Origin of the sequence: Streptomyces lycii, assembly GCF_009735685.1 — a bacterium.
Classification (GTDB): domain Bacteria; phylum Actinomycetota; class Actinomycetes; order Streptomycetales; family Streptomycetaceae; genus Streptomyces; species Streptomyces lycii.
The window spans coordinates 1-24,748 of sequence record NZ_WHPN01000404.1; the positions used below are offsets into that span (position 1 = coordinate 1).

General features: G+C 68.0%; 13 protein-coding genes. 10 read left to right on the top strand and 3 right to left on the bottom strand.

What is annotated here, in order from left to right; translation table 11 throughout:
• A partial coding sequence (locus GCU69_RS28085; RefSeq protein ID WP_156207546.1) for a VWA domain-containing protein occupies nucleotides 1-874 on the top strand: 874 nt, incomplete at its 5' end.
• Between the two features lie 203 nt (nucleotides 875-1,077).
• Here the strand turns inward: GCU69_RS28085 and GCU69_RS28090 are convergent.
• Nucleotides 1,078-2,814, bottom strand: coding sequence for a hypothetical protein (locus GCU69_RS28090; protein ID WP_156207547.1), 1,737 nt, complete (start codon nucleotides 2,812-2,814; stop codon nucleotides 1,078-1,080).
• A gap of 256 nt (nucleotides 2,815-3,070) precedes the next feature.
• Here GCU69_RS28090 and GCU69_RS28095 point away from each other — a divergent pair, with 256 nt between their 5' ends.
• The 3 genes from GCU69_RS28095 to GCU69_RS28105 all read left to right on the top strand — a co-directional run bounded on the left by GCU69_RS28095 (nucleotide 3,071) and on the right by GCU69_RS28105 (nucleotide 8,075).
• Complete coding sequence (locus GCU69_RS28095; protein ID WP_098754138.1) at nucleotides 3,071-4,600, top strand: helix-turn-helix domain-containing protein; 1,530 nt, start codon at nucleotides 3,071-3,073, stop codon at nucleotides 4,598-4,600.
• 692 nt (nucleotides 4,601-5,292) lie between these two features.
• Entirely contained in the window at nucleotides 5,293-6,648 is a 1,356-nt protein-coding gene (locus GCU69_RS28100) for a DUF4365 domain-containing protein (RefSeq protein WP_156207548.1), read from the top strand.
• A complete protein-coding gene (locus GCU69_RS28105) occupies nucleotides 6,645-8,075 on the top strand; it encodes an argonaute/piwi family protein (protein WP_156207549.1) in 1,431 nt (476 codons plus the stop codon). The genes GCU69_RS28100 and GCU69_RS28105 overlap by 4 nt, the downstream gene beginning before the upstream one ends.
• A gap of 31 nt (nucleotides 8,076-8,106) precedes the next feature.
• Here GCU69_RS28105 and GCU69_RS28110 read toward each other — a convergent pair whose 3' ends face one another.
• Nucleotides 8,107-8,646 (bottom strand): hypothetical protein, encoded by a 540-nt coding sequence (locus GCU69_RS28110; protein ID WP_218037995.1) that lies wholly within the window; start codon nucleotides 8,644-8,646, stop codon nucleotides 8,107-8,109.
• Nucleotides 8,643-9,746 (bottom strand): XRE family transcriptional regulator, encoded by a 1,104-nt coding sequence (locus GCU69_RS28115; RefSeq protein ID WP_156207550.1) that lies wholly within the window; start codon nucleotides 9,744-9,746, stop codon nucleotides 8,643-8,645. Before GCU69_RS28115 ends, GCU69_RS28110 begins: the two co-directional genes overlap by 4 nt.
• A 94-nt stretch (nucleotides 9,747-9,840) precedes the next feature.
• Between GCU69_RS28115 and drmD the strand changes: the two genes are divergently transcribed.
• The 6 genes from drmD (at nucleotide 9,841) to GCU69_RS28145 (ending at nucleotide 24,660) form a co-directional block, all read left to right on the top strand.
• Complete coding sequence (drmD, locus tag GCU69_RS28120) at nucleotides 9,841-13,044, top strand: DISARM system SNF2-like helicase DrmD (protein ID WP_218037996.1); 3,204 nt, start codon at nucleotides 9,841-9,843, stop codon at nucleotides 13,042-13,044.
• Complete coding sequence (locus GCU69_RS28125; protein ID WP_156207551.1) at nucleotides 13,041-17,075, top strand: DNA methyltransferase; 4,035 nt, start codon at nucleotides 13,041-13,043, stop codon at nucleotides 17,073-17,075. The genes drmD and GCU69_RS28125 overlap by 4 nt, the downstream gene beginning before the upstream one ends.
• Nucleotides 17,072-20,779, top strand: coding sequence for a DISARM system helicase DrmA (gene drmA, locus GCU69_RS28130; protein ID WP_156207552.1), 3,708 nt, complete (start codon nucleotides 17,072-17,074; stop codon nucleotides 20,777-20,779). The genes GCU69_RS28125 and drmA overlap by 4 nt, the downstream gene beginning before the upstream one ends.
• On the top strand, nucleotides 20,776-22,803 hold the full coding sequence (drmB, locus tag GCU69_RS28135) for a DUF1998 domain-containing protein (protein ID WP_156207553.1): 2,028 nt from the start codon (nucleotides 20,776-20,778) through the stop codon (nucleotides 22,801-22,803). The genes drmA and drmB overlap by 4 nt, the downstream gene beginning before the upstream one ends.
• Complete coding sequence (gene drmC, locus GCU69_RS28140) at nucleotides 22,778-23,539, top strand: DISARM system phospholipase D-like protein DrmC (protein WP_156207554.1); 762 nt, start codon at nucleotides 22,778-22,780, stop codon at nucleotides 23,537-23,539. Before drmB ends, drmC begins: the two co-directional genes overlap by 26 nt.
• 185 nt (nucleotides 23,540-23,724) lie before the next feature.
• Nucleotides 23,725-24,660 (top strand): DUF5655 domain-containing protein, encoded by a 936-nt coding sequence (locus GCU69_RS28145; RefSeq protein WP_156207555.1) that lies wholly within the window; start codon nucleotides 23,725-23,727, stop codon nucleotides 24,658-24,660.
• Nucleotides 24,661-24,748: the final 88 nt, after the last annotated feature.

Below are 24,748 nucleotides of genomic sequence, written 5' to 3' on the forward strand. Positions count from 1 at the left end.
GGGGGTGGACCCCGGCGAGCTGGAACGGATGCCGCTCGAGGGGCGGGCCCGGCTCGCCGAGCGGTTGCGCGCCGGCCGGCTCGCGGACTGGGCGGAGCTGATCGGCCGTTTCCGGCAGATGGCCGGCGGCGAGCGCGCCCGCAAGGTGGAGAACACCGCCGGTGAGCTGATCGGTGTCACCCTCGGCGACGACCTCTCCCGTCTCGTCCCCTCCGAGCTGGCCCACCTCGGCCTGCCCGGGCTGCGCGCGGTGTTCGCCGCGCGCTACGCCGCCGGGGAGCTGATGCTCTACGACAGCCAGGGCGAGCAGTCCAGCGGCCGGGGTGCCGTCATCGTGTGCGTGGACACCTCCCACTCCATGCTCGTGGCGGGGCCCGGCGGCGTCACCCGGGAGGCGTGGGCCAAGGCGTGCGCCCTGGCGCTGCTGGACCAGGCCCGTCACGCCGGGCGCGACTTCGTCGGCATCCTGTTCTCCTCCGCCGACCAGCTCCGGGTCTTCCGCTTCCCGGCCGGCCGGCCCGCCGGCATCGCCGAGGTCCTGGACTTCGCGGAGTCCTTCCTCGGCGGCGGCACCAGCTACCAGACGCCCCTGACAGCGGCCGGCGAACTGCTGGAGGAAGAACTCGACGACGCCGCCCGCGCGCGCGGCGACATCGTGATGATCACCGATGACGAGTGCGGCGTCACCCAGGAGTGGATGCGCGGCTGGAACGAGGCCAAGCACCGGCTGGGCTTCCGCCTCTTCGGTCTGGCCATCGGCGCACCGCCCGCCGCGGGAACGGGTTCGGTCCTGGACGCCCTGTGCGACAACCTCCGCTCCGTGGAGGACCTCACCGACGTCCACGCCGCCGCCGACCTCTTCCGCGTGATCTGACCGGTTCCGCGTGATCTGACCGGCGCCACGCCGCAGGTCCGCGTCCTCCGCAGGTCCGCGTCCTCCGCCTGCCCCCCGCCCGCCGGGCCGACGTCCGCCCGGCCCGCGCCCGCCCGTGCATGCCCCGCCCCGCGCCCACCCGGCCGCGCATGCCCGGCCCGCACCCCGGGTCGGAACGGCGGGTCGGGGCGCGGCTCCGGCCGTCAGGAGGCGAGCTTCGCGGCGATGAGCTTGACGGCGCTCTCCCGGTCGCCCCGGAGCCGTTCCCAGTCGAGCCCGAGGTCCGCGACCGTCTCCCGGGCCCAGCTGGTGTCGTAGTCCGACTGCTCCCAGTCGAGTCCCAGCTCCTCGGCCGTCTCCTGGCCCCACGACCGCTCGGGGTCGCTCGCCAGCTGGTAGAGGGCGGCCGCCAGCCGTTCCCTCGGCTTCGGGCCGGTCGGCCTCCAGAAGCGCAGGGTCTTCTTCAGCCGTCCCGGTACGGAGTTCTCGGCCTCTCCGCCGGTCTCCGTCCCGGCCGTCTGCGCCCAGCGGTGGGCGAAGAACTGCCAGGCCCGGTAGGAGCCCACGCCGAGTGCCGCCGTCGCGGCGGTCGCCGCGAGGGCCCAGCCGACCGGGGTGGCCATGAGCGCCGCCGCCCCGACGCCCGCGCCCGCGGTGATGGCGATGGTCGCCACCAGGGACGCCACCGCGCCGGACGCGGCCAGCGCGCCGCTCATCGCCATGATGGCCTTCACCAGTCTTCCCCGCTGGTTCTTGGCCAGGGCGTAGCCCTGGATCACGCGCAGGGTGATCTCCTCGTCGCCGACCTGCTCGTACCTCTTGATCTGCCGGGCGACTTCGGTCAGCGCGCGCTCCACGGCCGCCTGCGCCCGGTCCTGCTCGCGCCGCCGCTCCTCCGCGGCCGCCAGCTTCTCCCTGGCCCGCTCGACCCGCTGGCCCAGCGTGCCGAGTTCGGCCTGGAACGCGGCGAGGTCGACATCGGGGAGTTCCGCGCCGCCTTCGCACGCCTGCAGGCCTTCGGCGATCTCCGCCTTCCGGCTCGACGCAAAGGTGTGGTACTCCTCCAGTTCCCGCACCAGCTCCCGCGTGGCCTCGATCTCCTCGCGGGCGGCGGCCAGCACCAGCTCCCTCTGGACCTGGTCCTCCCGCCCCATGGTCTCCCGGAGCCGGTCGACCCGCCGGCCGGCCTTGTGGGCCTTGCGGCTGTACCGCACCGCCTGCACCAGCGCGCCGGGCAGCGCGGCGAAGCCGCCTCCGGTGAGCGCTCCGTTGTAGATCTCGGGCAGGTAGTTGCCGGACAGGTTCATCGCGCCGCCCGTGCCGTGGAGGGCGTTGGCCGTGAAGCTGGAGGCGTTCTGGGCGGTGTCCCCGGCGGCGCCGGCGTAGTCCCGGGAGTGCGCCTGGTGCTGTGCGCTGCCGGGCTGGGCGGCCCGGCGGCCGCGGCCGGCCGTGTGCATGCCCCGCGCGCTGATCCCGAGATTCACCCCCGAGGCCGCGACCACGCCGAAGGGTCCGGCCACACCGCCTCCGTAGGAGGCGTCCGTGCTGACGGCGGGATTGCGGAAATCCGGTCCCACGTCCGCCCCCGTGCCGGGGGTGACCAGATCCGAGCCGCCGCCGACCAGGCCGGTGGGGCCGCTGGTGGCGGCGGGCGTCCGCTCCGGGCGCGGCTCCCGCTCCTCCTGGCCGCCCGCCCGCTGGACGGCGGCCGGGCCGCCCGCCCGTTGAACGCCGGAAGGGCCGCCCAGCGCCGCGGCCACGGCGCCGTTGCCGGCGCTGCGTTGGAGTGCCAGGACCCCGGCCGGCGACAGTGCGTCCGCCCGTCCACCGGCGGCGGCCGCGGCCGGCCGGGCGGAACCGTCCCGGCCACGGCCCCGGCCGGGAGCCGGTGTCCCCGGCGTCGCCCGCCGCTGCCCGTCCCGCTGCTCCTGCGCGTGCACGCTTGCCTCCCCGACGCGTTCCTTCCACGCCGCGCTCACGCTAGCCGCCGCTGCCGGTCCCGGCAGCGGACCGGCAGGCCTCGTCACGGGCAGCGATCGGCCGTACGGGTGCCCCTTCGGGCAACGGCTTCCGGCGGCGGATGTGAGAAACCGGGACAAGGGGTACACGTCGGCGGGCAGGCGTGCCACACCCGAACGGCCGTACAGGAATGCCCCCGACGGGCAGCCATCTCATATCTGAGATAGCGTCCATCACATGGGAGACGACTACCTCGTACGCATCGGCAGGCTCATCCGGGACGCCAGGCAGCATCGCGGCTGGACACAGACGCATCTGGCGGAAGCTCTCGGGACCAGCCAGAGCGCGGTCAACCGTATCGAGCGGGGCAACCAGAACATCAGTCTTGAGATGATCGCCCGCATCGGCGAGGCACTGGACAGCGAGATCGTCTCGCTCGGCTACTCCGGCCCCATGCACCTGCGTGTCGTCGGCGGGCGGCGGCTGTCCGGCAGCATCGATGTGAAGACGAGCAAGAACGCCTGCGTGGCGCTGCTCTGCGCGACGCTGCTGAACTCCGGGCGCACGACGCTGCGCCGGGTCGCCCGGATCGAGGAGGTCTACCGGATCCTGGAGGTGCTGGGCAGCATCGGCGTCCGCGCCCGCTGGGTGAACGGCGGCGGCGACCTGGAGATCGTGCCGCCGGCCCGGCTCGACCTGGACTCGATGGACATGGAGGCGGCGCGGCGCACCCGCAGCGTCATCATGTTCCTCGGCCCGCTGCTGCACCGCGAGGAACGCTTCCGCATCCCGTACGCGGGCGGCTGCGACCTCGGTACCCGCACGGTGCAGCCGCACCTCACGGCGCTGCGCCACTTCGGGCTGGAGATCACCGCGACCGACGGCGTCTACCACGCCGAGGTCGAGTCGGAGGTCCGCCCCGGCCGCCCGATCGTGCTGACCGAACGCGGGGACACCGTCACGGAGAACGCGCTGCTGGCCGCGGCGCGGCACGACGGCGTCACCGTGATCCGCAACGCCAGCTCCAACTACATGGTCCAGGACCTCTGCTTCTTCCTGGAGCAGCTGGGCGTACGGGTCGAGGGCGTCGGGACGACGACGCTGACCGTGCACGGCGTGCCCCACATCGACCGCGACGTGGACTACGCCCCCTCCGAGGACCCGGTGGAGGCGATGAGCCTGCTCGCGGCGGCGCTGGTGACGGAGTCGGAGCTGACGATCCGGCGGGTGCCCGTGGAGTTCCTGGAGATCGAACTCGCGGTGCTGGAGGAGATGGGCCTCGACCACGAGCGCAGCCCGGAGTACCCGGCGGACAACGGCCGCACCCGGCTCACGGACCTGACGGTGTATCCGTCGAAGCTGAAGGCCCCGATCGACAAGATCCACCCGATGCCGTTCCCCGGGCTCAACATCGACAACGTCCCGTTCTTCGCGGCGATCGCGGCCACGGCCCAGGGTTCGACGCTCATCCACGACTGGGTGTACGACAACCGGGCCATCTATCTGACCGACCTGACCCGGCTCGGCGCCGACGTCAAGCTGCTGGACCCGCACCGGGTGCTGGTCGAGGGCCCGGTGCGCTGGCGGGCCGGCGAGATGATGTGCCCGCCCGCGCTGCGGCCGGCGGTGGTCATCCTGCTGGCGATGATGGCGGCGGACGGCACCTCGGTGCTGCGCAACGTGTATGTGATCAACCGGGGTTACGAGGAGCTGGCGGAGCGGCTGAACTCGATCGGGGCGCAGATCGAGATCTTCCGGGACATCTGATCGGCAGAAGTGTCGTGCCCCNCCTAGGAGATGAGGGGCACGACACTTCTAAATGCCTGCTGACCTGCTGTTACACACTTGCGGAACCCGCCATTGATCATCACTGTTTTTCATCACCTTGTGCAACGTGCGTGCAAGATGATCTTAAATTGGTGACGATGCATCAGAGATATCTGAGTGCCCGTCAGCCTTCACGGAGAGTGCTCGCCACAGGGGCCTCGCGATGTCCGCACCGACGGTGCCGCTGGCGTTCCTAAGATTCGGAGTTCAGTCCTTTCCACGCACGCGCATCAAGCGCACTACGCCGCCACGGCCAGTTCCAGCCCGAACCTCCACGCGCACCGGCGCTCCTTCGATCATCCAGCTGACCCCCACGTCCGGGTCGGCGACCTGCTGACCGAGGCGCCCGCCGACAGCATCCGCGACACCCCTGCCCGGGAGCACGTCGAGAAGAGCAGTCAAATGCGCGCTGCCGTCGTCGAGCCTGCCGGCGGGATGGGAAGCCTAGTTGCGGGCGGTCGTCTGTTCCCAGTGGACAAGCTTTCCCCTGGCTGCAGCCCATTGTCAGACCTCCGGCGTAACGTGAACAGTCATCGTGAGGGGAGCCCCGCCGATGGCCGATCGGACTAGAGCTGGGAGCCCTCCTCTGCCACGCGGGGGGGGTGCATCTCTCGCTCGGTGACTGGAGCCGAATGAAAAAGATTGGCAGGAGCTCTCATATCGGAGACAGCGGCGTCGCCCTCATCCACCAGATGATCAACAGCATGGGATTCGTCTGGCACGAGCGCGCCGGAACACTCGACGCGGGCATCGACGGTGAGATCGAACTGCGTGATCCCTCCACCGGAGAGGTCGCCAACAGGATCATCCTGGTGCAAAGCAAGGCTAGCGACCGGCCATTTCCTGGTGAGAGCGAACGCGGCTTCCACTACCTGTGCAAGCAGGAAGATGTGGATTACTGGATGAGCGCCGACAATCCCGTCCTCCTGGTCTGCTCCCACCCACAGAGCGGTGAGGCGTGGTGGATGCATATCCAGAGCTGGTTCGCGGACCCCAGCCACCGTGCCTCCGGCCGGATCGACTTCGACAAGCAAACCCAACGCTTCGGCCAAGACGCGGCATACCGACTGCTCGGCCTCGCCGATCCGCACGGGCGCGCCCACGTACCGGTTGCCGAGCATGGCGAGGAAGTTCTGACCACCAACCTCCTGCGGCTCACCGTCCCCAACCTCATCTACGGCGCCCCGACTAGTTACACCGACCCGCGGGATGTAGTCGTCCGGCAACGCGAGAGCGGAGACCCGAACGTACGGCACGACTTCATTCTGCGAGGTGGACGCATCTACAGCTGGCTGCCACCCGAGGCAACGGCGCTGCGTCACATGGTTAACGGTCCCACCGACGCGGTGGGCTCTGACGAGTGGAGTTCCGACCCGCTCCGACAGCGCTGGCTCGTCCAACTGCTCAACTACGCACTTCAGCGCGATGTCGACAGCGACTGCGCGTGGCACCGCGGGCGCAAGATCGTCTACTTCCGCGCCACTCCCGACTTGAAGCCGCGCCATATCCGTGGAGCGAGTGGGCGTCAACGGCTGGTGTTCCACCCGAAGTTCAAGAAGAGGGCGCCCGACCAAGTCAGCTACTGCAAGCACGCCGCGCTGGAGTGGCAGTTCCTCATCCTCGAGAGCGACTGGTACTGCTCGCTGACTCCAACGTTCCACTACACCCGCGACGGCTATCGAGACTCCCTGTATCTGTCCGAGTACCTGACGGGCATAAAGCGGCTCGACCGGAATCCAGCTGTTCACGGGCAGACCCAGATGTGGGCGACTTACCTGCATGGCGAGGACGGAGTGCTCGATCCCCGCGACACGATCCTGGACTACGGCAACCTGGTAACCCTCGCTGCCGACCGGGCCATCGACGACGCGGCCTGGCTGGCCGACCCCCGCAAGACCGACGCCGACGGTGTGGACGCCTCTGAGGGCGCTCCCAAGGTCGAGAACGCAATCGACGGCGAGCTGGCGCTATTCGAGGTGGAGCTGTGAAGCTGACCGTCTTGGACGAACCACCGTTGGAGTTCAGCGGCGGTACCCGCCATATCGACCCACGTCACGGCATCACCGACTACGGGCCTGCTGACGCCACCAACACCGCCGTGCGCACCATCCGGGTCGGCATCGTCGGCACGCCGGCCTCCATCCAGGGCCTACGGCGCTGGTTTGATGGATGCCGCCAACCGATCGCCGCCAAGAACAGCCGTCTCGGGCGACTGTTCGTGCCGTTCCCCGGCTTCGACACCGGCACCGGATTCCGATCCACGCTGGTGTGGGATTCACGACTGGAGCGCCCTATCCGGGACCGTGACCTGCAGCGGGTAACTGGCCTCAATCCGCGGGACGCGGTCAAGGCCGCCGTGCAGCTCTACGCGGCCGAACTCGACGTTCTGGACGAGGAGCCCGGGTGTGATGTCGTGATCATCGCCCGGCCCGAAAGCCTGCCTGAACGCCCCGCACCCGAGATCGACCCAGATGCCCCTTGGAAGAAGGCCCCGCCCGCCGAACCAGTGGACGACTTCCGCGCCGTGCTCAAGGCCATGGCCATGCGTTACAGCCGCCCAATCCAGATCATCCGCCGCAGCACCTGGGACCCGAGCTTCGCCCCACCTGGCGGGGACAAGCCGCGTCTCCAGGACGAGGCCACCCGTGCGTGGAACCTGCACACAGCTCTCTACTACAAGGCCGGCGGCGTTCCCTGGCGCCTGCCCCGTGAGTCGACGGACCTCGACAGTTGCTACGTCGGCGTGACCTTCTACCGCAGCGGCGACCACAGCACTCTGGAGACCAGCGTCGCCCAGGTGTTCAACCAGCGGGGCGACGGCGTCATCGTCCGGGGAGCGGCTGCCAAAGTCTCCCGCCACGACAGGCAGCCCCACCTCGCTCAAGGGGACGCCCACGCGTTGTTCGGTGACGCCCTCCGCCGTTACCGTCAGGAACATCGCCACCTCCCCGCACGGGTGGTCTTGCACAAGACCTCCTCGTACACGCCGGAGGAAGTCGACGGGTTTCGAGCCGCCGCCGACGGCGCGGACATCGATACCGTCGAAATGCTTTGGTTCCCGGCCAGCGACCCCGCGCGGCTGTTCCGCTCGGCCGCACACCCGCCGCTGCGAGGGACGCTTTTCAGCCTCGACGCCCGCCAGCATGTCCTCTACACCCGGGGCAGCGTGCCCTTCTACGGTACCTACCCCGGTATGTACATCCCCGCGCCGTTGCCGTTCCGCATGGTCGAGACCGAATCCAGCCCGGAGCACCTCGCCGAGGAACTGCTCGCGTTGACCAAGATGAACTGGAACCAGACCCAGCTCGACGGCCGCCTGCCCATCACCTTGCGCACCGCTAACCAGGTCGGACAAATCCTCCGCCATCTGGGGCCGCAAGAGCGTGCGCAGGGGCGGTATGCGTTCTATATGTAGCAACCTTAGGTAGGCCGACAGCGGACCGGCGTCAGCGCGAGAGATCGGCAGCTGACTTGGGGAGTTTCAACGTTCGCCCTTCGTCTGCCATCCGCCGCATGAGGTCGAAGGCGTCCCTCGCCGCGATGTCGCCGTTGACCACCGCGATGGAGACGAGGTCGATGGTCTCGCGGGTCGTGATCCCCTGCATGCGCGCGTAGCGCAGGGCTTCTCGGTCGTCCGAGATCCACCAGGATCCAGCGAACTCGCTCCAGTTTTTGATCACGAAGCAGGTCTGAGCCTCACCGAGGTGCTTCAGAGGCTGGTCGTCGGTGCCACCGAACACGGAACGTCGGATCCTGTTGATCTGCTGGGCATCCGCGTCGCCATCGATCTCGATCGCGTCCCCTAACCAACCGGCGTCGATCAGCTCGTCGAGCGCGGGCAGCACGCGGGCGGACCTTCCGGCCTCGTAGGCCACGGCCTCCGTCCAGCGCCCGCTGCCGGCAAGGACCGACTTGAGCAGGTCAAGGCGTTCCACGGTGGCGAAGTTGCACAGAACCGTGTTGTCCGGGAAGAGGAAGTCCGTCACAGGGCATCGTGGGTTCCGTGCTCCGACTCAAGCGTGCGCCTGAGATCGTCGACGTCGGCTCCGAGGAGGTTGGCGTAGGGACGCAACGTGGCCTGTCCGGATTCGTAGGCGGCATAGGCATCCCTGAGGAGAATCCCTGGTGCACGTGTCGTTGCGGCCTTGGCCGTCCGCTGGGCCAGCTGTTCTCCTCGGCCTGCCAGTTTCGCGGCTTGCATTCCGGTGATCGCCTTGTATCGGTCGCAGGTGCCCGCGTCGATCAACCGGAGCTTGAGCAGTCGGTAGGCGAGCGTCGACGGGGACACCATTAGCTCACAGGCCAGCTCGGCGAAGGTCTCCTCGGTGAGCCCCGTGGTTCCGACGGCCTCGCGGAGCATCTCCTCGGGCATGAGGAGTGTGGACGCGAAGGCGTTGGCCCGAACTTCACTCGGGTCTTTGGCTTGCGCCTTGTCGAAGATGTCACGGTCGAGGTGGACGTCCTGGTCGTCCCCGGCGATAAGGTGACCGAGTTCGTGGGCGAGCGTGAAGCGCTGGCGGGCCGGGACGTGGGTAGTGGCCAAGACGATCAGCTTGGCTTCATCGGACGAGGCAGCCAACCCGTCGAAACCGGTGCCGAGGTGGTCGATGGCCACGTCGACCCCAAAGACCGACTCCACGAGGTCGGCGAGGTCGCCCTCGCTGATCGAGAGACCTGCGTGGCTCACACGGGCAAGCGCTTCGTCGGCCAGCCGCTTGCCCTGGTCCGTGTAGCTGCCCGGGCCGACCCCTACGGCCGACTGCCGCCAGGGCTGCGGGTAACCGAAGGCATCCAGGTCCGTGCGCAGCACGATGTACCGCTTCGCCGCCTGGAGAGCGGTGCCGGCGTCGCCGGTAGTGGTCCGGGCCGCGACAGCCAGCGGCAGCTCCACTCCCGTGAGTAGCCAGTCCACGCTGACTTTGCACAGTTCTGCGATACGGGCGAGGTCAAGCGAGGAGAATCGGCGGGTGCCGTTCAGGGACTTGGATAGTTTCGAATCGTCGAGTCCGACTTGCTGCGCGAAGGCATGGCGACTTACGCCTGATGCCTCGATCAGGCTCAGTACGCGGTCAGGAATACTGGGCACTCGCCCAGACTATCCATCGTCTTGCGATTTTCGCAAGACGGGAGGAAGATGTCTCTCGTAGGGCTGCGACCTATCGAGAAGGAGCCGGTTCAAGGTGAAGACTGCTGCGGAGCACCTGCCGGGAGAGCGCGCCGATGCCACCCGTTCGGCATCGCATCCGCCCCTGCCGGAGCCGGGCCAGGTGGTCAACGTCCGTGGCTCCACCTGGGCTGTGGCCGACGTCCGCCAGCAGGGCCTTCCCCGCAGTCCCGCTGATGAAGGAACTGCCGGTCTCGCGCACGTGGTGAGCCTTCAGTCACTTGAGGAGGACCGGCTCGGCCAGGAGCTGGCGGTGGTCTGGGAATTGGAGGTCGGGCATACCGTCGCTCCGGATCAGGGGCTTCCGGAGGCCATCCGCCCGGAGGCATTCGACGACCCCAACACGCTCGCCGCGTTTGTGGACGCCGTGCGCTGGGGAGCAGTCACCTCCGCCGATGCCGACTCATACCAGGCTCCGTTCCGCAGCGGCGCCAACGTCGAGGCGTACCAGCTGGAGCCCCTTCGCCGAGCTCTGCAGTCCTCCCGTACGAACCTGCTGCTCGCCGACGACGTGGGCCTGGGCAAGACGATCGAGGCCGGGCTGGTCATACAGGAGCTGTTGCTACGTCACCGCGCCCGATCGGTCGTCATCGTCTGCCCGCCGAGCCTGGCCCTGAAGTGGCAGGACGAGATGCGGGAAAAGTTCGGCCTGGACTTCGTCATCGTCAACAGCGATCTGATGGCCCGGGTCCGGCGCAGCCATGGGCTGAACGCCAACCCGTTCAGGCTCTTCCCCCGGGTCATCGTGAGCATGTCCTGGCTACCCACACTGCGGGCGCAGCGCCTGCTGCGCGACGTGCTGGCCGACGTGCGGGGCACGTCCAACGCCCGGCGCTTCGCCTTCGACATCCTCGTCGTCGACGAGGCCCACCACGTTGCTCCCGCCAGCCCCACCACGGCGCCCGGGCGACGTGGATACGCCGTCGACAGCCAGCGCACGACGGCCACGAAGCTTCTCGCGGACAGCTGCGAGCACCGGCTGTTCCTCAGCGCGACACCGCACAACGGCTACCCCGAGTCGTTCGCGGCCCTGCTGGAGATGATCGACGGCCGGCGGTTCAGCCGCGGCGCGAGCATTGACGAGCGCGCGCTGCGCGAGGTAGCGGTCCGGCGACTCAAGGGTGAGTTGACCGACAAGGGTTTCAAGACCCGTCAGCTCAAGACGATCCCGTTCACGCCGGACAGCGATGAGCAACAGCAGTTCACGCGCCTGGAACGCCTGCTCGAAGACAGTGCCCGCGCGAACGGCAAGAGCCGCTCCGGTGACATCGTCTCCATCCTTCTGAAGAAGCGATTCCTGTCCAGCCCGTGGTCATTCGCCCGCACGCTGGAGCTCTACGAGGAAGCCGGCGCAGGCGACCGACAGCTCCGCGTCGACGACGAAGAGGAGTACTACACCGAGGTCCTGGGAAGCGGGCAGTCGGACGAGGAGGAAGGCGAGGCCGACCACCCGGAGTTCACCGCGCTGCGGCAGAGCAAGGGCTCGGACCCCCTCGTGGCGGCGACCAGTGCCGAGATCTCGTCGCTTGTTGAGTGGGGGCGGCGCTACGAACACCGGCCGGACTCCCGCTTGGAGGCTTTGAAGTCGTTCCTCGACGCGATCTGCCGCCCGGACGGCCGTCTCTGGACAAACGAACGGGTCGTGGTGTTCACCGAGTACGCCGCAACGCTGGACTGGATCGCCGATGTCCTGTCCCAGCGCGGCTACCGTGACGTACTGGAGACGATTCAGGGCTCGACGCCCACCGAGGAGCGCGAGAAGATCCGGGCCCGCTTCACTGAGGACCCAGCCAAGCACCCGGTCCGCGTGCTGATCGCCACGGACTCCGCAGGTGAGGGCATCGATCTGCAGGCCCACTGCCACCGGTTGATCAACTTCGACATCCCGTTCAACCCCTCCCGTCTGGAGCAGCGGATCGGCCGCATCGACCGCTACGGCCAGCAGCAGACTCCCGAGATCTACCACTTCGCGCCTGACTCCACCTCCACGACCTATGCCGCTGACCTGGACTTCATGCGTCGGATCGCGGAGAAGGTCGGCCACGTCGCCGCCGATCTCGGTTCGGTCAACCAGGTCATCGACGCAGACGTACAGAATCACTTCAGCCCGACCAGGCCGAGCCGCAGGACGCGGCCGAGCGCACCGGACGACGGCAACGAGGTCATCAACCGCGCCCTGGCCGGCGGTGTCGAACTGAACCGTCGGCTGACTGAGCTGTCGCGCACCTACCACGAGCAAAAGACGGAGATGCACCTCATCCCCAGCAACGCACGCCGCGTGGTGGACACGGCGCTAGCGCTCACCGCCCAACCACCGCTGGAGGAAATCGGCGACGACCGGACCGAAGCCCAGGTCTTCACCGTCCCCTCGCTGGGATCCGCATGGCAGTCGGCGCTACGCGGCCTGGACACCCGTCTGGAACCGGGCGTGCCCCGCCCGATCACCTTCGACGACCAGGCCGCCGAGGGCAGAACCGACCTGGTGCACGTCCACCTCGGCCACGCTCTCATGCAGCGCTCCGGCCGCGTCCTGCGCAGCGCGCTGTTCAGCGTCGACTCCCCCGTCAACCGAGTGACGGCGGTCGTTGCCGAAGACCTGCCCCAATCGTGCGTCGCCGCCGTCTCACGGCTGGTCCTCGTCGGACGCGGCGGGCTGCGGCTGCACGAGGAGGTCTTCCTCACCGGCATCCGGCTGCGCGGACAGGCACTCGCCGAGGCCAAGGTCGAGCAGGTCCTCGACGAGGCACTCGACACCGAGGACCTCGTGCTGGCCGACGAACGGGTGCGGACCATGCTCGCGGGGCTGTGGAACGAGGACGACTCCCGGCTGCGCACCCGCCTACTGACCGCGATGACACGCAAGGGCGAAAGCCGTCGGGAAAAGGTAACCGAGTCCCTGCAGAACCGCAGGGACGCTGACATCGCCAGGGCACGAGAGATCTTCGGCGCCTTCCGGATCAATCTGAACGAGTCCCGAGACCGCCTGGAGCGGGAGATCAGGTCCCAGGAGGAAGCCCTGTTCACCGACGACCAACAGGCCCAACGCCGCCGTGACCTCCGAGCAATGGAGGACCGGCTGGCCAGCCTGGACGAGGAAGAGGAGCGAGAGATCACCGCGATCGGGGAGCGCTACAGCGACATCAGGCCCCACGTGTCCGCTGCGGCCGTCGTGTTCGCTCTGACCCCGCAGGACGCCGAGGCCGGGATGGTGCAGTCATGACCCGCACGTCCGCACTGAACGCCTCCGATCTGCACCGCAACTGGCTCGAACTGGTCGACACCGACGGGCCGTTCCTCGCCGTTCCCGCGCTCAAGCGGGTCTGGCCACAGGGAATCCCCCAGCCGGACGCCCGCGCCCTGGCCACCCTCAAGGACGCCAAGCCCGCGTTCGAGAAGGCATGGGAGAACTGGGACAAGCAGCGGGACGACAGCGCCGCCGTCGACCTCTACCGCGAAGCGCGCGATACCTGGGTGGACCTCGTCCTTCGTCAGGTCCTGCGCTGGGGCGGCTCCTACGCAACCGCTGCCGCGGGCGAGGTCCGGTCGCCGAACCACGCCGTCACCGTACGTCCGAACGGTGCGCTCATGCATGGTGATACAACCGGCGCGCTGGTACTGGTCGTCGATCCGGTCGACTCGCTGCGCGACCCTCTCACGGACGGGTGGGCGGCCAGCCCGGTCGACCGCATGGAGGAGCTGCTGCGGGCGACCACTATCCCGATCGGCGTCGTCACGGACGGACGCTGGTGGGGGATCGTCAGCGCCCGCGAGCAGACCATGGTCGCCTCCGGCATCGTCGACGCACAGACCTGGATCGAGGAACCTCAGACCCGCAACGCCTTCATCGAGCTGCTCCAGCGCCGGCGCCTGATCGGCGGCAAGCCCGAGGACCGCCTGACGGAGCTTTTCGGCGAGTCGGTCGCCGCCGCTGAGGAGATCACCGAGGCGCTGGGCACCCAGGTTCGCCGCGCGGTCGAACTGCTCGTCCAGGCGCTGTCCGAAGCCGCCCTGGAGGCGGTTCGTCATGGCGAAACGGACCCGCTGCCGGCCAAGCGCGCGGACGTGTACGAAGCGGCCGTGACGGTGATGATGCGGGTCGTCTTTCTACTCTTCGCCGAAGACCGCGGCTTGCTCCCGCAGAGCAGGCTGTTCGCCATGGGCTACGGCGTCAGCGACGAACTGGACGCCCTCGACACCCGAGCTCACGAAGAGGGCAGCGAAGCACTCGACGCCACCCATCTGACCTGGCACCGCCTGCTGGCTACGTCCCAGGCGCTGTACCGGGGAGCCTCCTTCGAGGACCTGCGTCTGCCTGAGTATGGGGGCTCGCTGTTCGACCCCGATCGATTCCCGTTCCTCACCGCGCGCAGAGACCAGGGCACTCTCGCGATCACCGTTAGCGACCGGGTCATGCTCGAAGTCCTGCGAGCCGTCCAGATCGCCCAGCTCAAGGGGCAGCCCGCCCGGCGGATCTCGTTCCGCGACATCGACGTCGAGCAGATCGGCTACATCTACGAAGGTCTGCTCGGCTACTCCTGCGCCGAGGTCGACGAGTCCGACGGGGTCATCGTCGGACTCATCGGCACCGCGGGTGAAGAACCGGAGATGCCGCTCGCCGAACTCGAAACCCTCGCGGAGGCCAAGCAGACCGACGCCGCACTGACCGACGCGATCCTGGCCTGGGTCAAGGAGTACCAGCCGGCCGCCAAGCCGCCGACGAAGGCCGCCCTCGCGAAGGCCCTACGGGCCGGCGACATCTTCGAGGACACGGAACGCGCACTGCGCGCCGCGACCACCGACGCCGACTTGCGGGACCGGCTGCGCCCGTACATCGGGATCATCAGGCGCGACCTGCGCAACCGGCCCCTGGTCGTGGTGCCCGGTGGGGTGCTGGTCGTCGAGACCCCGTCGCGTGCCACGGCCGGCGCGCACTACACGCCGCGCTCGCTCGCCGAGGAAGTCGTGCGGTACGCGCTGGAACCACTCGTCTTCGAGCCCGGCCCGCACCAGACCGCGGACCAGGACGCGTGGCGGCCCGTGTTCTCGGACCGGATCCTCGATCTCAAGATCGCTGACATCGCGTGCGGTTCCGGCGCCTTCCTCGTCGCCGCAGCGCGCTACCTCGCCGCCCGGCTCGTCGAGGCGTGGCAGCGCGAGGGTGTGGCACACGGGACGCCACACGACCTGCACGTTCACGCGATAAGGACGGTCGTCGCCACCTGTCTCTACGGCGCTGACATCAACGGCATGGCCGTGGAGATGTGCAAGCTGTCGCTGTGGCTGGTCTCGCTCGATCCCAAGCTGCCGTTCTCCTTCGTCGACGACAAGGTGCTGCACGGCAACTCACTGCTCGGCCTCACCGACGCGCGCCAGCTCAAGCGCCTGCACATCGACCCCGATGCGGCGAGCGGCCCGCCGAGCCTCTTCGATCTGGACGTGGAAGGGGTGCTCGCGCAGGCAACCCGTCTTCGGCGCCAGCTGGCCACCGAGGTGAACGACAGCGACCCGCAGCGCTCCGCCGCCACGAAGCGGCGGCAGTGGCGGGAGTACCAGAAACTGACGGCCCAGCTCGCCGACGTCGCGGACGGGGTGATTGCAGCTGGACTGCGGCTCGGCGGCAAACCTGGCAAGGCGCTGAAGGCGGCGTACGAGAATCTCGGTATCGCGGTGGGTCTCGCTTATCCGGGTGATGGCGGTGAGGCGGATCGGAGGATGCTCGACGGCATCCTGGACTCTGGCCTCACGCCGACGGTGATGACGGACTACTCACGGTGGAAGCCGCTGCACTGGATCCTCGCCGTGCCGGATGTGATGGAGCGGGGCGGCTTCGATGCAATCATCGGCAACCCACCGTTCCTCAGTGGATCCGATGTGACAGGAGCGATGGGCACCAATGTGCGCGACTGGCTTGTCCATACCCTCGCGCATGGGCGACGCGGAAGAGCCGATCTTGTCGCCTATTTCTTCCTGCACGCCATGGCTCTTGTGACGACGAGCGGCGGACTCGGCCTTATCGCAACTAACAGTATTGCTCAGGGCAAAAGTCGCGAGGTCGGGCTCGACCAAATGGTCGCTGCCGGCTTCACAATTACCCGCGCAATCCAAAGTCGATCATGGCCAGCCGCAGGCGCCAACCTGGAGTACGCGGCAGTCTGGGGTACTCGCGCGCCCGTAAATCCAGACACACCACGCATGGCTGACGAAGTCGCAGTACGGTGCATCTCTACGCTGCTGGAACCTGTTGGCCGAGTGGATGGCGAACCGAGGCGCTTGGTCGAGAATGCCAAAGTTTCCTATATCGGCTGCTATGCCTTGGGAATGGGATTCGTACTATCTCCGGAAGAAGCTGACGAGTGGATTGAGTCCGACCCTAGAAATTCGAAAGTTCTGCGACCCTACCTCAACGGGGAGGACCTCAACTCTCGGCCGGATAACTCGCCATCCCGATGGGTCATCGACTTCAACAACCGTTCTGAGGATTCAGCTCGGTCATACCCGCTTCCATATGAACGCCTGCTCTCCAGGGTAAAGCCTGAGCGAGCGAAGAAGAGCAAAGCGGAGCGGGAAGCCCCGTGGTGGCTGTTTCTGCGATCGCGACCAGCGCTACGCAAGGCCATTGCCGAACTGGACCAGATGCTGATTTTGACAAGGCACTCAGTTACCTTGATGCCGTGTCGCTTCAGCAAAAGCCACGATGATGAATGGCTTGTCCCAAGTGAAGCCACCGTAGTCTTCGCAACCGACTCATTTACCGATCAGGCTGTACTGTCGTCGAGCCCCCACCAGATGTGGGCAATCAAGTACGGATCTGGCCTGCGAAAGGATCCCCGTTACACGCCTTCGGGTGTTTTTGAGACGTTTCCGCGGCCTGCGCCAACCGTCCGACTGGCCGAGATGGGCCGAACCGTGGAATCCGAGCGCCGCGAAATCATGCTGCGCCGCGACCTCGGTCTGACCAAGCTCTACAACCTGGTCAACGACCCCAATATCACCGACTCCGCCGACGGCGACGTGGCGCGGATGCGGGAGATTCACTTCGAACTCGACCAGGCCGTCATGGACGCCTACGGTTGGAGCGATGTCCCGCTCGACCACGGCTTCCACACGTACCGGCAGATGCGTCGGTGGACGGTCAGCCCCACCGCGCGCGTCGAGATCTTGGACCGGCTACTGGAAGAGAACCACCGACGAGCCGCCGCTCAGGGTGAGGCTCTGCCCCCGGCCTCCGAGGACGAGGAGGGCGACGAGTGACCACGCCAGCCAACCCCCAGGACCTGCCCTACCGGCTCGCTCTCGAACCGGACGACCGGTCCTGGACCGCCCGCGAGAACCTGGTCGACATCCTGGAACGCGAGCTGCTCGGACCGGCCAACGGGCCCGAGGAGGTCCTCGACGGCGTACCGGACTCGGCCTATCTGATTGGACGGATCGCCCCCGTTCGCCTCACCTCTGGCAACGACGACCCCGGGGAGGCCGGCTCGGACGATGCCTCGACCGACGTCGGTGACGCCGTCGACGCTGTGGCAAGCCGGGGCGTACCGGTGACCGCCGTGGACGAGGCCGGCGCGAGTGCTGACGAGGACACCGTCGAGGACGATCCGCAGAAGCGCGGCCTGATGATCCCGGCGTCGATGGGTCTGCGCTGCCAGATCCCGGACGCCCTCGACTCGTTCACCGTGACCGCCTCCTGGGGCGTGTACGAGCCGATCAAGGAGAAGGGCAGCCAGGACGGGAGCGATGGAGAGACGACCTCGCGCATTCGTCGTTTCAAGCGCACGCCCATCGAGATCACCAAGACGGTCATCGTCGCCGACCTGCGCCCCTCCCAGACCAAAATGATCCCCCTCAAGGACAAGGTGCTCCTGCGGGTCGACCGCTACGACGACACCGATCGCGGCTGCCGCTTGATCGAGGTGGCGCTGTGCAACGACCGGGAGACTCCCCGCAAGATCCCCGTCGAGGCATGGCTCTACCAGACCAAGCTGTCTGTCAAGGCCGGTGGCGCCGAGGTTTTCCTCCCGGTCGCCGACGTGCTTCAGGACACCCGGCTGGAACGGGACGACGAGTTGCGCCGCCTGCGGCTTCAGTACCGGGACCGGCTCGAGTTCGCGATCGGGCGCACGTGTTCGGTCGACTGGGCGGTGGCAGACGGCGCGCGTCGGGCCAGCGAGGTCTGGACGACCTGGCTGCCGGCCTGTCAGACGCCGCAGACCGCCGCCGAGGAGATCGGCGAGGCGCTGCTGGACATGCGAAAGTTGGCGTCGGCGAGCCCCGCAGACCTGATGGCCGGGCTCACACCCATCGTCGCGGGCTACGCCGCCTGGCTCGATGGCGAACAGCAGCGGGCCGAGGCGTTGCCGGCGCACCTGCGCTCCGAGGGCCTGGACGCGGTGGCCGAGGCCCGCAAGGTGCAGCGTCAGCTCGAGGACGGCCTGGAACACCTGCTCGGTGATGAGGAGGCGCTGCGTTGCTTCCGGTTCATGAACCAGGTGATGGCCGACCAGCGCATCCAGTCGCAGGTGGCCCAGCGCCGGGCGAAGCAGCCCGATGAGAGCATCGACGAAGCTCGCGCGACGATCCTCTCCGAGCTGGAGGCCAAGGCGCACTCGTGGCGTACGTTCCAGCTCGCCTTCGTACTGATGCAGCTCCCGCTGCTGTCCGATCCGGCGGCCGAGAAGCGTTCCGGCGACCTCGCCAAGGCGCAGCTGCTGTTCTTCCCGACCGGTGGCGGCAAGACGGAGGCGTACCTCGGCCTTGCCGCGTACACCTTCGCCATCCGGCGGCGCCAGGGTGTCGTCGACGCCTTCGGCGGCCCGCTCGACGGCAGGTCCGGGGTGGCCGTGCTGATGCGGTACACGCTGCGGTTGCTCACCGCCCAGCAGTTCCAGCGCGCCACGGCCCTGATCTGCGCGGCCGAGATGGCGCGCCTCAAGGACCCGACGACGTGGGGCGACGAGCCGTTCCGGATCGGCCTGTGGGTCGGCACGGACGTGAGTCCGAAGCGCTATGACGAGGCAGCGACCCAGCTGCAAAAGGTCAACGAGGGCCGGGGGTACCGGCTGACCGTGTTGCAGATCCAGCGCTGTCCCTGGTGCGGCACCAGGATCGAGGCACGCGATGTGCGGGCGGACGGCGGAAAGCGCCGGGTGTACGTCTACTGCGGTGACGAACTGGCCGAGTGCCCGTTCGCCGACGGCGGTGAGGTGGCCGAAGGGCTGCCGGTACTCACTGTCGACGAGGAGATCTACCGCCTCGCCCCCGCCTTCGTCATCGCCACCGTCGACAAATTCGCCCGACTAGCGCGCGAGGGCGAGGCGGCCTCGCTCTTCGGCTATGTGTCCAGGCGGTGCGAACGCCACGGCTTCGTCCATCCCGACTACCAGCACTGCGAGATCAAGGACGGCAGCAAGCATCCGAAGAAGGACGCGCTGCCAGCCGCCGCCGTGCACCCGGCGGCGCGGCTCCGGCCGCCAGACCTGATCATCCAGGACGAGCTGCACCTGATCACTGGGGCGCTCGGCACGACGGTCGGCCTGTTCGAGGTCGCCATCGACGTGATGACCGCCTGGCGTGCGAGCGATGGGCGTCCGGTACGTCCCCTCCTCGTCGCCTCGACGGCGACCGCCCGTAACGCGCCCGACCAGGTGCGTGCCCTCTACGGGCGCGACGTCACGATCTTTCCGCCGCAGGTGCTCGACGCGGGGAACACGTTCTTCTCCAAGGAGGTGCCGGTCTCCGAGAAGGCGCCCGGCCGGCAGTACGTCGGGATCAGCACCACCGGTGTGCGCCTGACCACGGCGGAGATCCGTGTGTCCGAGGTCCTGATGGCCGCGGCGCAGCTGCTCCTCGACCGGTCCGGGGATGCCGCCGATCCGTACCTGAGTCTGGTCGGCTACTTCAGCGCGACCCGTGAACTGGCCGGTATGGCCCGCTACATGGGCGACGACATCCAGACCGCGCTCGCCAAGCGCCGCCCGTGGTCGAAGCTGCCGAGCCGTACCGGAACGAACTTCGGTGCCCTCCATGTCGCCGAGCTGACCTCACGCGTGGCCAGCGCCGATATCACCGCGACCCTGGACCAGATGGCGGTGCCGTTCGACCCGAGTTTCGACTCGACGGCCGGCAAGCGACAGCTCCGGTCCCTGCGCGAGGCCAAGAAGCCGGTGCCCGAGCGCGAGGTGAGCCCGTACGACGTGGTCCTGGCCACTTCGATGCTCCAGGTCGGCGTGGACGTGACCCGGCTCGGCCTGATGCTCGTCGTCGGTCAGCCGAAGAACACCGCCGAGTACATCCAGGCTTCCTCACGCGTGGGACGTGTCGCGGAGAAGCCCGGTCTGGTCGTCGCGCTCGGCAACTGGGCGAGACCGCGCGACCTCGCTCATTTCGAGCAGTTCCGGCACTACCACGAGACCTTCTACGCCCAGGTCGAGGCGCTGTCCGTCACGCCGTTCTCTGTGACGTCCTTGGAGCGTGGCCTGGACGGCGTACTGGTCAGCGCGGCCCGCGTACTCCAGGCCGTCCAGGTGCAGGGTCTCTCACCCGAGCACGGCGCGGCCCGCATCGAGGGCGAGCAGCACTTCGCTGGCGAGCTGATCGACGCGCTGGTAAGCCGCGTACGACGAGCGTCCGACGAGGACGCAGCCGAGCGGGCGCGGCTGCGGCTGAGCAACCGCTTGGACCACTGGGGCAAGCGCCGCAAGCATCTTGAGGACCTGCGTAAATCGCTGGTCTACGAGAAGGTCACTGACGACACGCGGCACGACGCCCTCATGATGAGCGCCGAGAACGCCAAGTCGCGCGCCGACACCCGGGACGCTCCGCCGTTCGTGGTGGCGAACTCGATGCGCGAGGTGCAGCCGGAGATCAACCTGCTCGTGAGCCCGATCAAGGAGAACCTGGTGTACATCGCACCCCCCGGTGCACCACAGTGGGTGTTTCCCGAGGAGACCTCGTGACCGACGTGACGCGATTCGTCTACGACGCCGCGACCGCCGTCGACCCCCTCGGCGACCTGGAGAAGGAAGCGGAGAAGGCGGCCAAGCACAACCGCGCCAAGGTCGGTTCGGGACGGCCGTCCTCGCTGCTCTACACCTACGGCCCCGGCTCGATCATGGACCTGCCCCAGTTCACGATCATGTCCACCGGCCTGGACGACTGGGACCGCATCTGGCGACGCCGGGACTCGCTCCCGCCTCAGATCCACGCGCCCCGTCTGCGCGACGTGGTGCGCATGCTCCTGCGCTCCCCCGACGTCCAGCTGCGCCCCCACCCCTGGCAGCCGAAACGGATCAGTCTGTCCACCGAGGGCAATGATCTCGGCGTGCCGGCCCGCGTGTTCCCGCAGTGGCTGCGGTGCACCGGCTGCGACATGCTCGGCATGCTCTCTCAGTTCGACTACCGCAACACCCACCCGTTCCGGACCGACCTGGCCTGCTTCGAGCACGCCAAGTGCACCGGCCGGTCCGGCAACAGGGCACGCAAGCCTGCCCGCCGCACCGCCGTGCCCGCCCGCTATCTGCTCGCCTGCGTCGACGGACACCTGGACGAGTTCCCGTACGACCAGTGGGTCCATCACGGCAAGCCGTGTGCCCAGGCGCAGTTCCCGGCCCTGAAGATGGTCGACCGGACGGCCGGCAAGGGCGCCTCGGCGGTCATCCACTGCGCGTCCTGCAATATGCGCCGCCCGATGAACGAGGCCCAGGGCGAGGCCGGAAAGTCCAAGCTGCCCGACTGCCGGGGCCGCCACCCACACCTTGACGCCTTCGAGCCCAAGGGCTGTCGGAACAAGACGCGGCTGATCCTGGTCGGTGCCTCCAATCTCTGGTTCCCCGCCACCCAGTCGATCATCGTCATGCCAGAGTCCCAGCAGGAACGGGCAAGCGACCTCGCGGACCGGATCCGCACTTCCCTGGGTGACAAACTGGCTAAGTACCGCGAGAACCTGGATATCCTCCGCGATCTGCTCGAAGGCAAGGTGGACATCACCCTGCTGTCCGACCAGGAACTGGAGCAGGCAGTGACGGCAGCCTCGGCGCCGCCCGCCACCGAGGAGGAGCAGGAAGAGCAGATCCGCACCTGGGATCCGGTCGACCTGCTGGTTCCGGAGTGGCGCTATCTGCTGAAGGATCCGCTCGGCACCCGCCACGAGGACGAGGCGAGCGGTCTGACGCTGTCAAAGCGTGCGCGCGACCCCGCTCTCCGGCCCGAGATCACGCGGGTTCTCGCCGTGGAACGACTGCGCAAGGTCAATGCCTTGGTGGGCTTCACGCGCATCGACGACATGGATCGTGTAGGCGACCTGCCCCGGCGGCTGGCGCCCCTGACCCGTGCCGCGAGGCCGACCTGGACGGTCGCGACCGAGGACCGGGGTGAGGGCATCTTCCTGCAGCTCGACGAGGAGAGGGTTGCCGCCTGGGAAAACCGGGTCCTCGCGACGGACCTGTGGCAGGCCCACCGCAAGGCGCATCAGCGCAACTTCAACCGCCGGTTCTCCGACACGGCTGCGAGCGTCGATCCCGACACCCGGCTGAGGTTTCCGCGATACTGGCTTGTCCATACCTTCGCGCATGTCCTCATCCGCGAACTCGCCATGACATGCGGCTACTCCGCGGCAAGCCTGAGCGAACGGCTCTACGCCTGGCCGGAGGCGGAAGGACGTGAGCCAGCGGCCGGTCTGCTGATCTGCACCACGGCGTCGGACAGCGACGGGACACTGGGCGGCCTGGTCCAGCTGAGCGAACCCGCCCGCCTGCAGCGCGTCGTGTCCAACGCGCTCGACAAGGCGACGCGGTGCTCTTCAGACCCCATCTGCGCTATGCGCACGCCCCAGGACCCCGAGGACTTTCTACACGGGGCGGCGTGCCACTGCTGCGTGATGGCGTCGGAGACCTCGTGCGAACGCGCCAATCGCTTCCTCGACCGCCGGTTCCTCGTCGACCTACCCGGGAGCGACCTTGGCTTCTTCTCGCCCCTCGGCTGACGCCGAGGCGGCCAGGCGACTCGGCCAGCTGCTCACCGGGACCGAGGCCAGGGAAGTCGCCGACCGACTGGCCGACGGCGACACCCTGACCACGGCGCTCAAGGTCATCGCCGTCGGCCACCGAGCAGAGGTTCGGGCACTCCTGGAGCTCACCGACCCGAGTGCCCCCTCACCGAGCCATCTCATCACCCTCCTGCGTGCCATAGAAGGCGCTCGCTCGGCACCCACACTTCTCACCCCTCTCTGGACCATGCCTGGTCCCCTCGCCCAGAGCGGGCCACTGACCACCTCGGCGACCCAGCTGGTCGACAGCGCGCGCTGCTCCGTCACGTGTTCGACCTTCAACTTCCAAAGGACATCGGGGCTCTGGAACTCACTGCGGCTGATAGCGCAACGGCCGGAGATCGCCGTACGCGTCTACCTCGACACCAGGGCCGCTGACCGCGGCCAGCGAAGCTGGTCCCCAACCACCACCGAGGTCGCCGAGCATATGAAGCCGGCGACTATCTTGCGAACGAGGAAGTTCGACGGCGATCACGTCCGCAACCACGCGAAGTTCCTCGCCATCGACCACCGCTTTCTGCTCGTGACCAGTGCCAACTTCTCGTGGAGCGCGGAGCACAACAACATCGAGTTCGGAGTGCTCATCGACAATCCGAACCTGACCGACGCTGTCGAACGCGAACTCCTGCGAGCGGAAGACTCACTCTACGAGCGGGTTCCCACATCGCTTTGAAGCGGCTCATCTGTTCCCTCTTCGATCACTGTTCGCCTGCGCCCACATTCGTCAACGCTGAGGCCACCAAGAGGACACACACACGGCAAGTAGAGCCGGATACCGACTGCTCCGCGCCTATAGGAATAGATCAAAGTCCGGTCGGATTCTCCCGTAGTTGGCCCGTACGCAACAGAGGGACACTTGTGGGCGATCTGAAGCTATTCCGGCTCAACGCGGACGGACGGGATGTCGAGCTGTGCAGTTCGACGGTAGCCCTGGAGGTGGAGCTGCAGCGGCGGGTCGAGGCCGGCCTGGAGCAGATGCTGGGCGTCCGTTTCCTGGCATCGGAGTATCCGACTGGCCCCTGGCACCGGGGGCGGATCGACACCCTGGGGCTCGATGAGAACGGCAGCCCGGTGGTGATCGAGTTCAAGAAGGGCTCGGACAGCGGGGTGATGTCCCAGGCGGTCTCCTACCTGTCCTGGCTGGAGTCGGCGCACCACGAGTTCGAGGCGCTCGTGCGGAAGGTGCTGGGGGCGGAGGCCGCCGAGTCCGTCGACTGGCGTCGTCCGCGGATGATCTGCATCGCGGCGGGCTTCTCGCACCACGACCGGGTGGCGGTGCAGAGGTTGCCCGAGCGGATCGACCTGGTGCGCTACCGGATCTTCGACGGTGGCCTGCTGGGGCTGCTGCTCGTGGACTCCGCGACCGGCTTCCCGAGCGCTGCCTCGTCTCGCCGGGGCCGGGAGCGGGCACCCGTGGCGGACAGCGTGCCGACGGCTTCGGCGGTCTCTCCGCCTGCGGGTGGAGGAGCGGTGCCGGAGTGCCTGCGGGACCTGTACGCGGAACTGGACGAGGCGCTCACGGCATGGGGCGAGGTGGAGGTGGCGTCCCTGCGGCACTACATCGCCTATCGGCGGTTGGTGAACGTGGCGTCGGTGATCTTCCGTCCGAAGCACGAGGCGATCCTGGTGTACCTCAGACTCGACCCGGACACGGTCGAGTTGGAGGAGGGCTTCACCCGGGACATGCGCGGTATCGGACACCTCGGGACCGGCGACCTGGAGGTCCGTATCGTCTCGGCAGCCGACTTGGAGAAGGCGGCGCCGCTGATCCGGCGGGCGTTCGAGGCGGCCTGACGTAACAGGAGGGGCGGCTGGTGCATCGGTTAGTCGATGCTCCAGCCGCCCCTCTGGCGTCTGTGGGCCGCCGGCCCTGGCCTCTCTT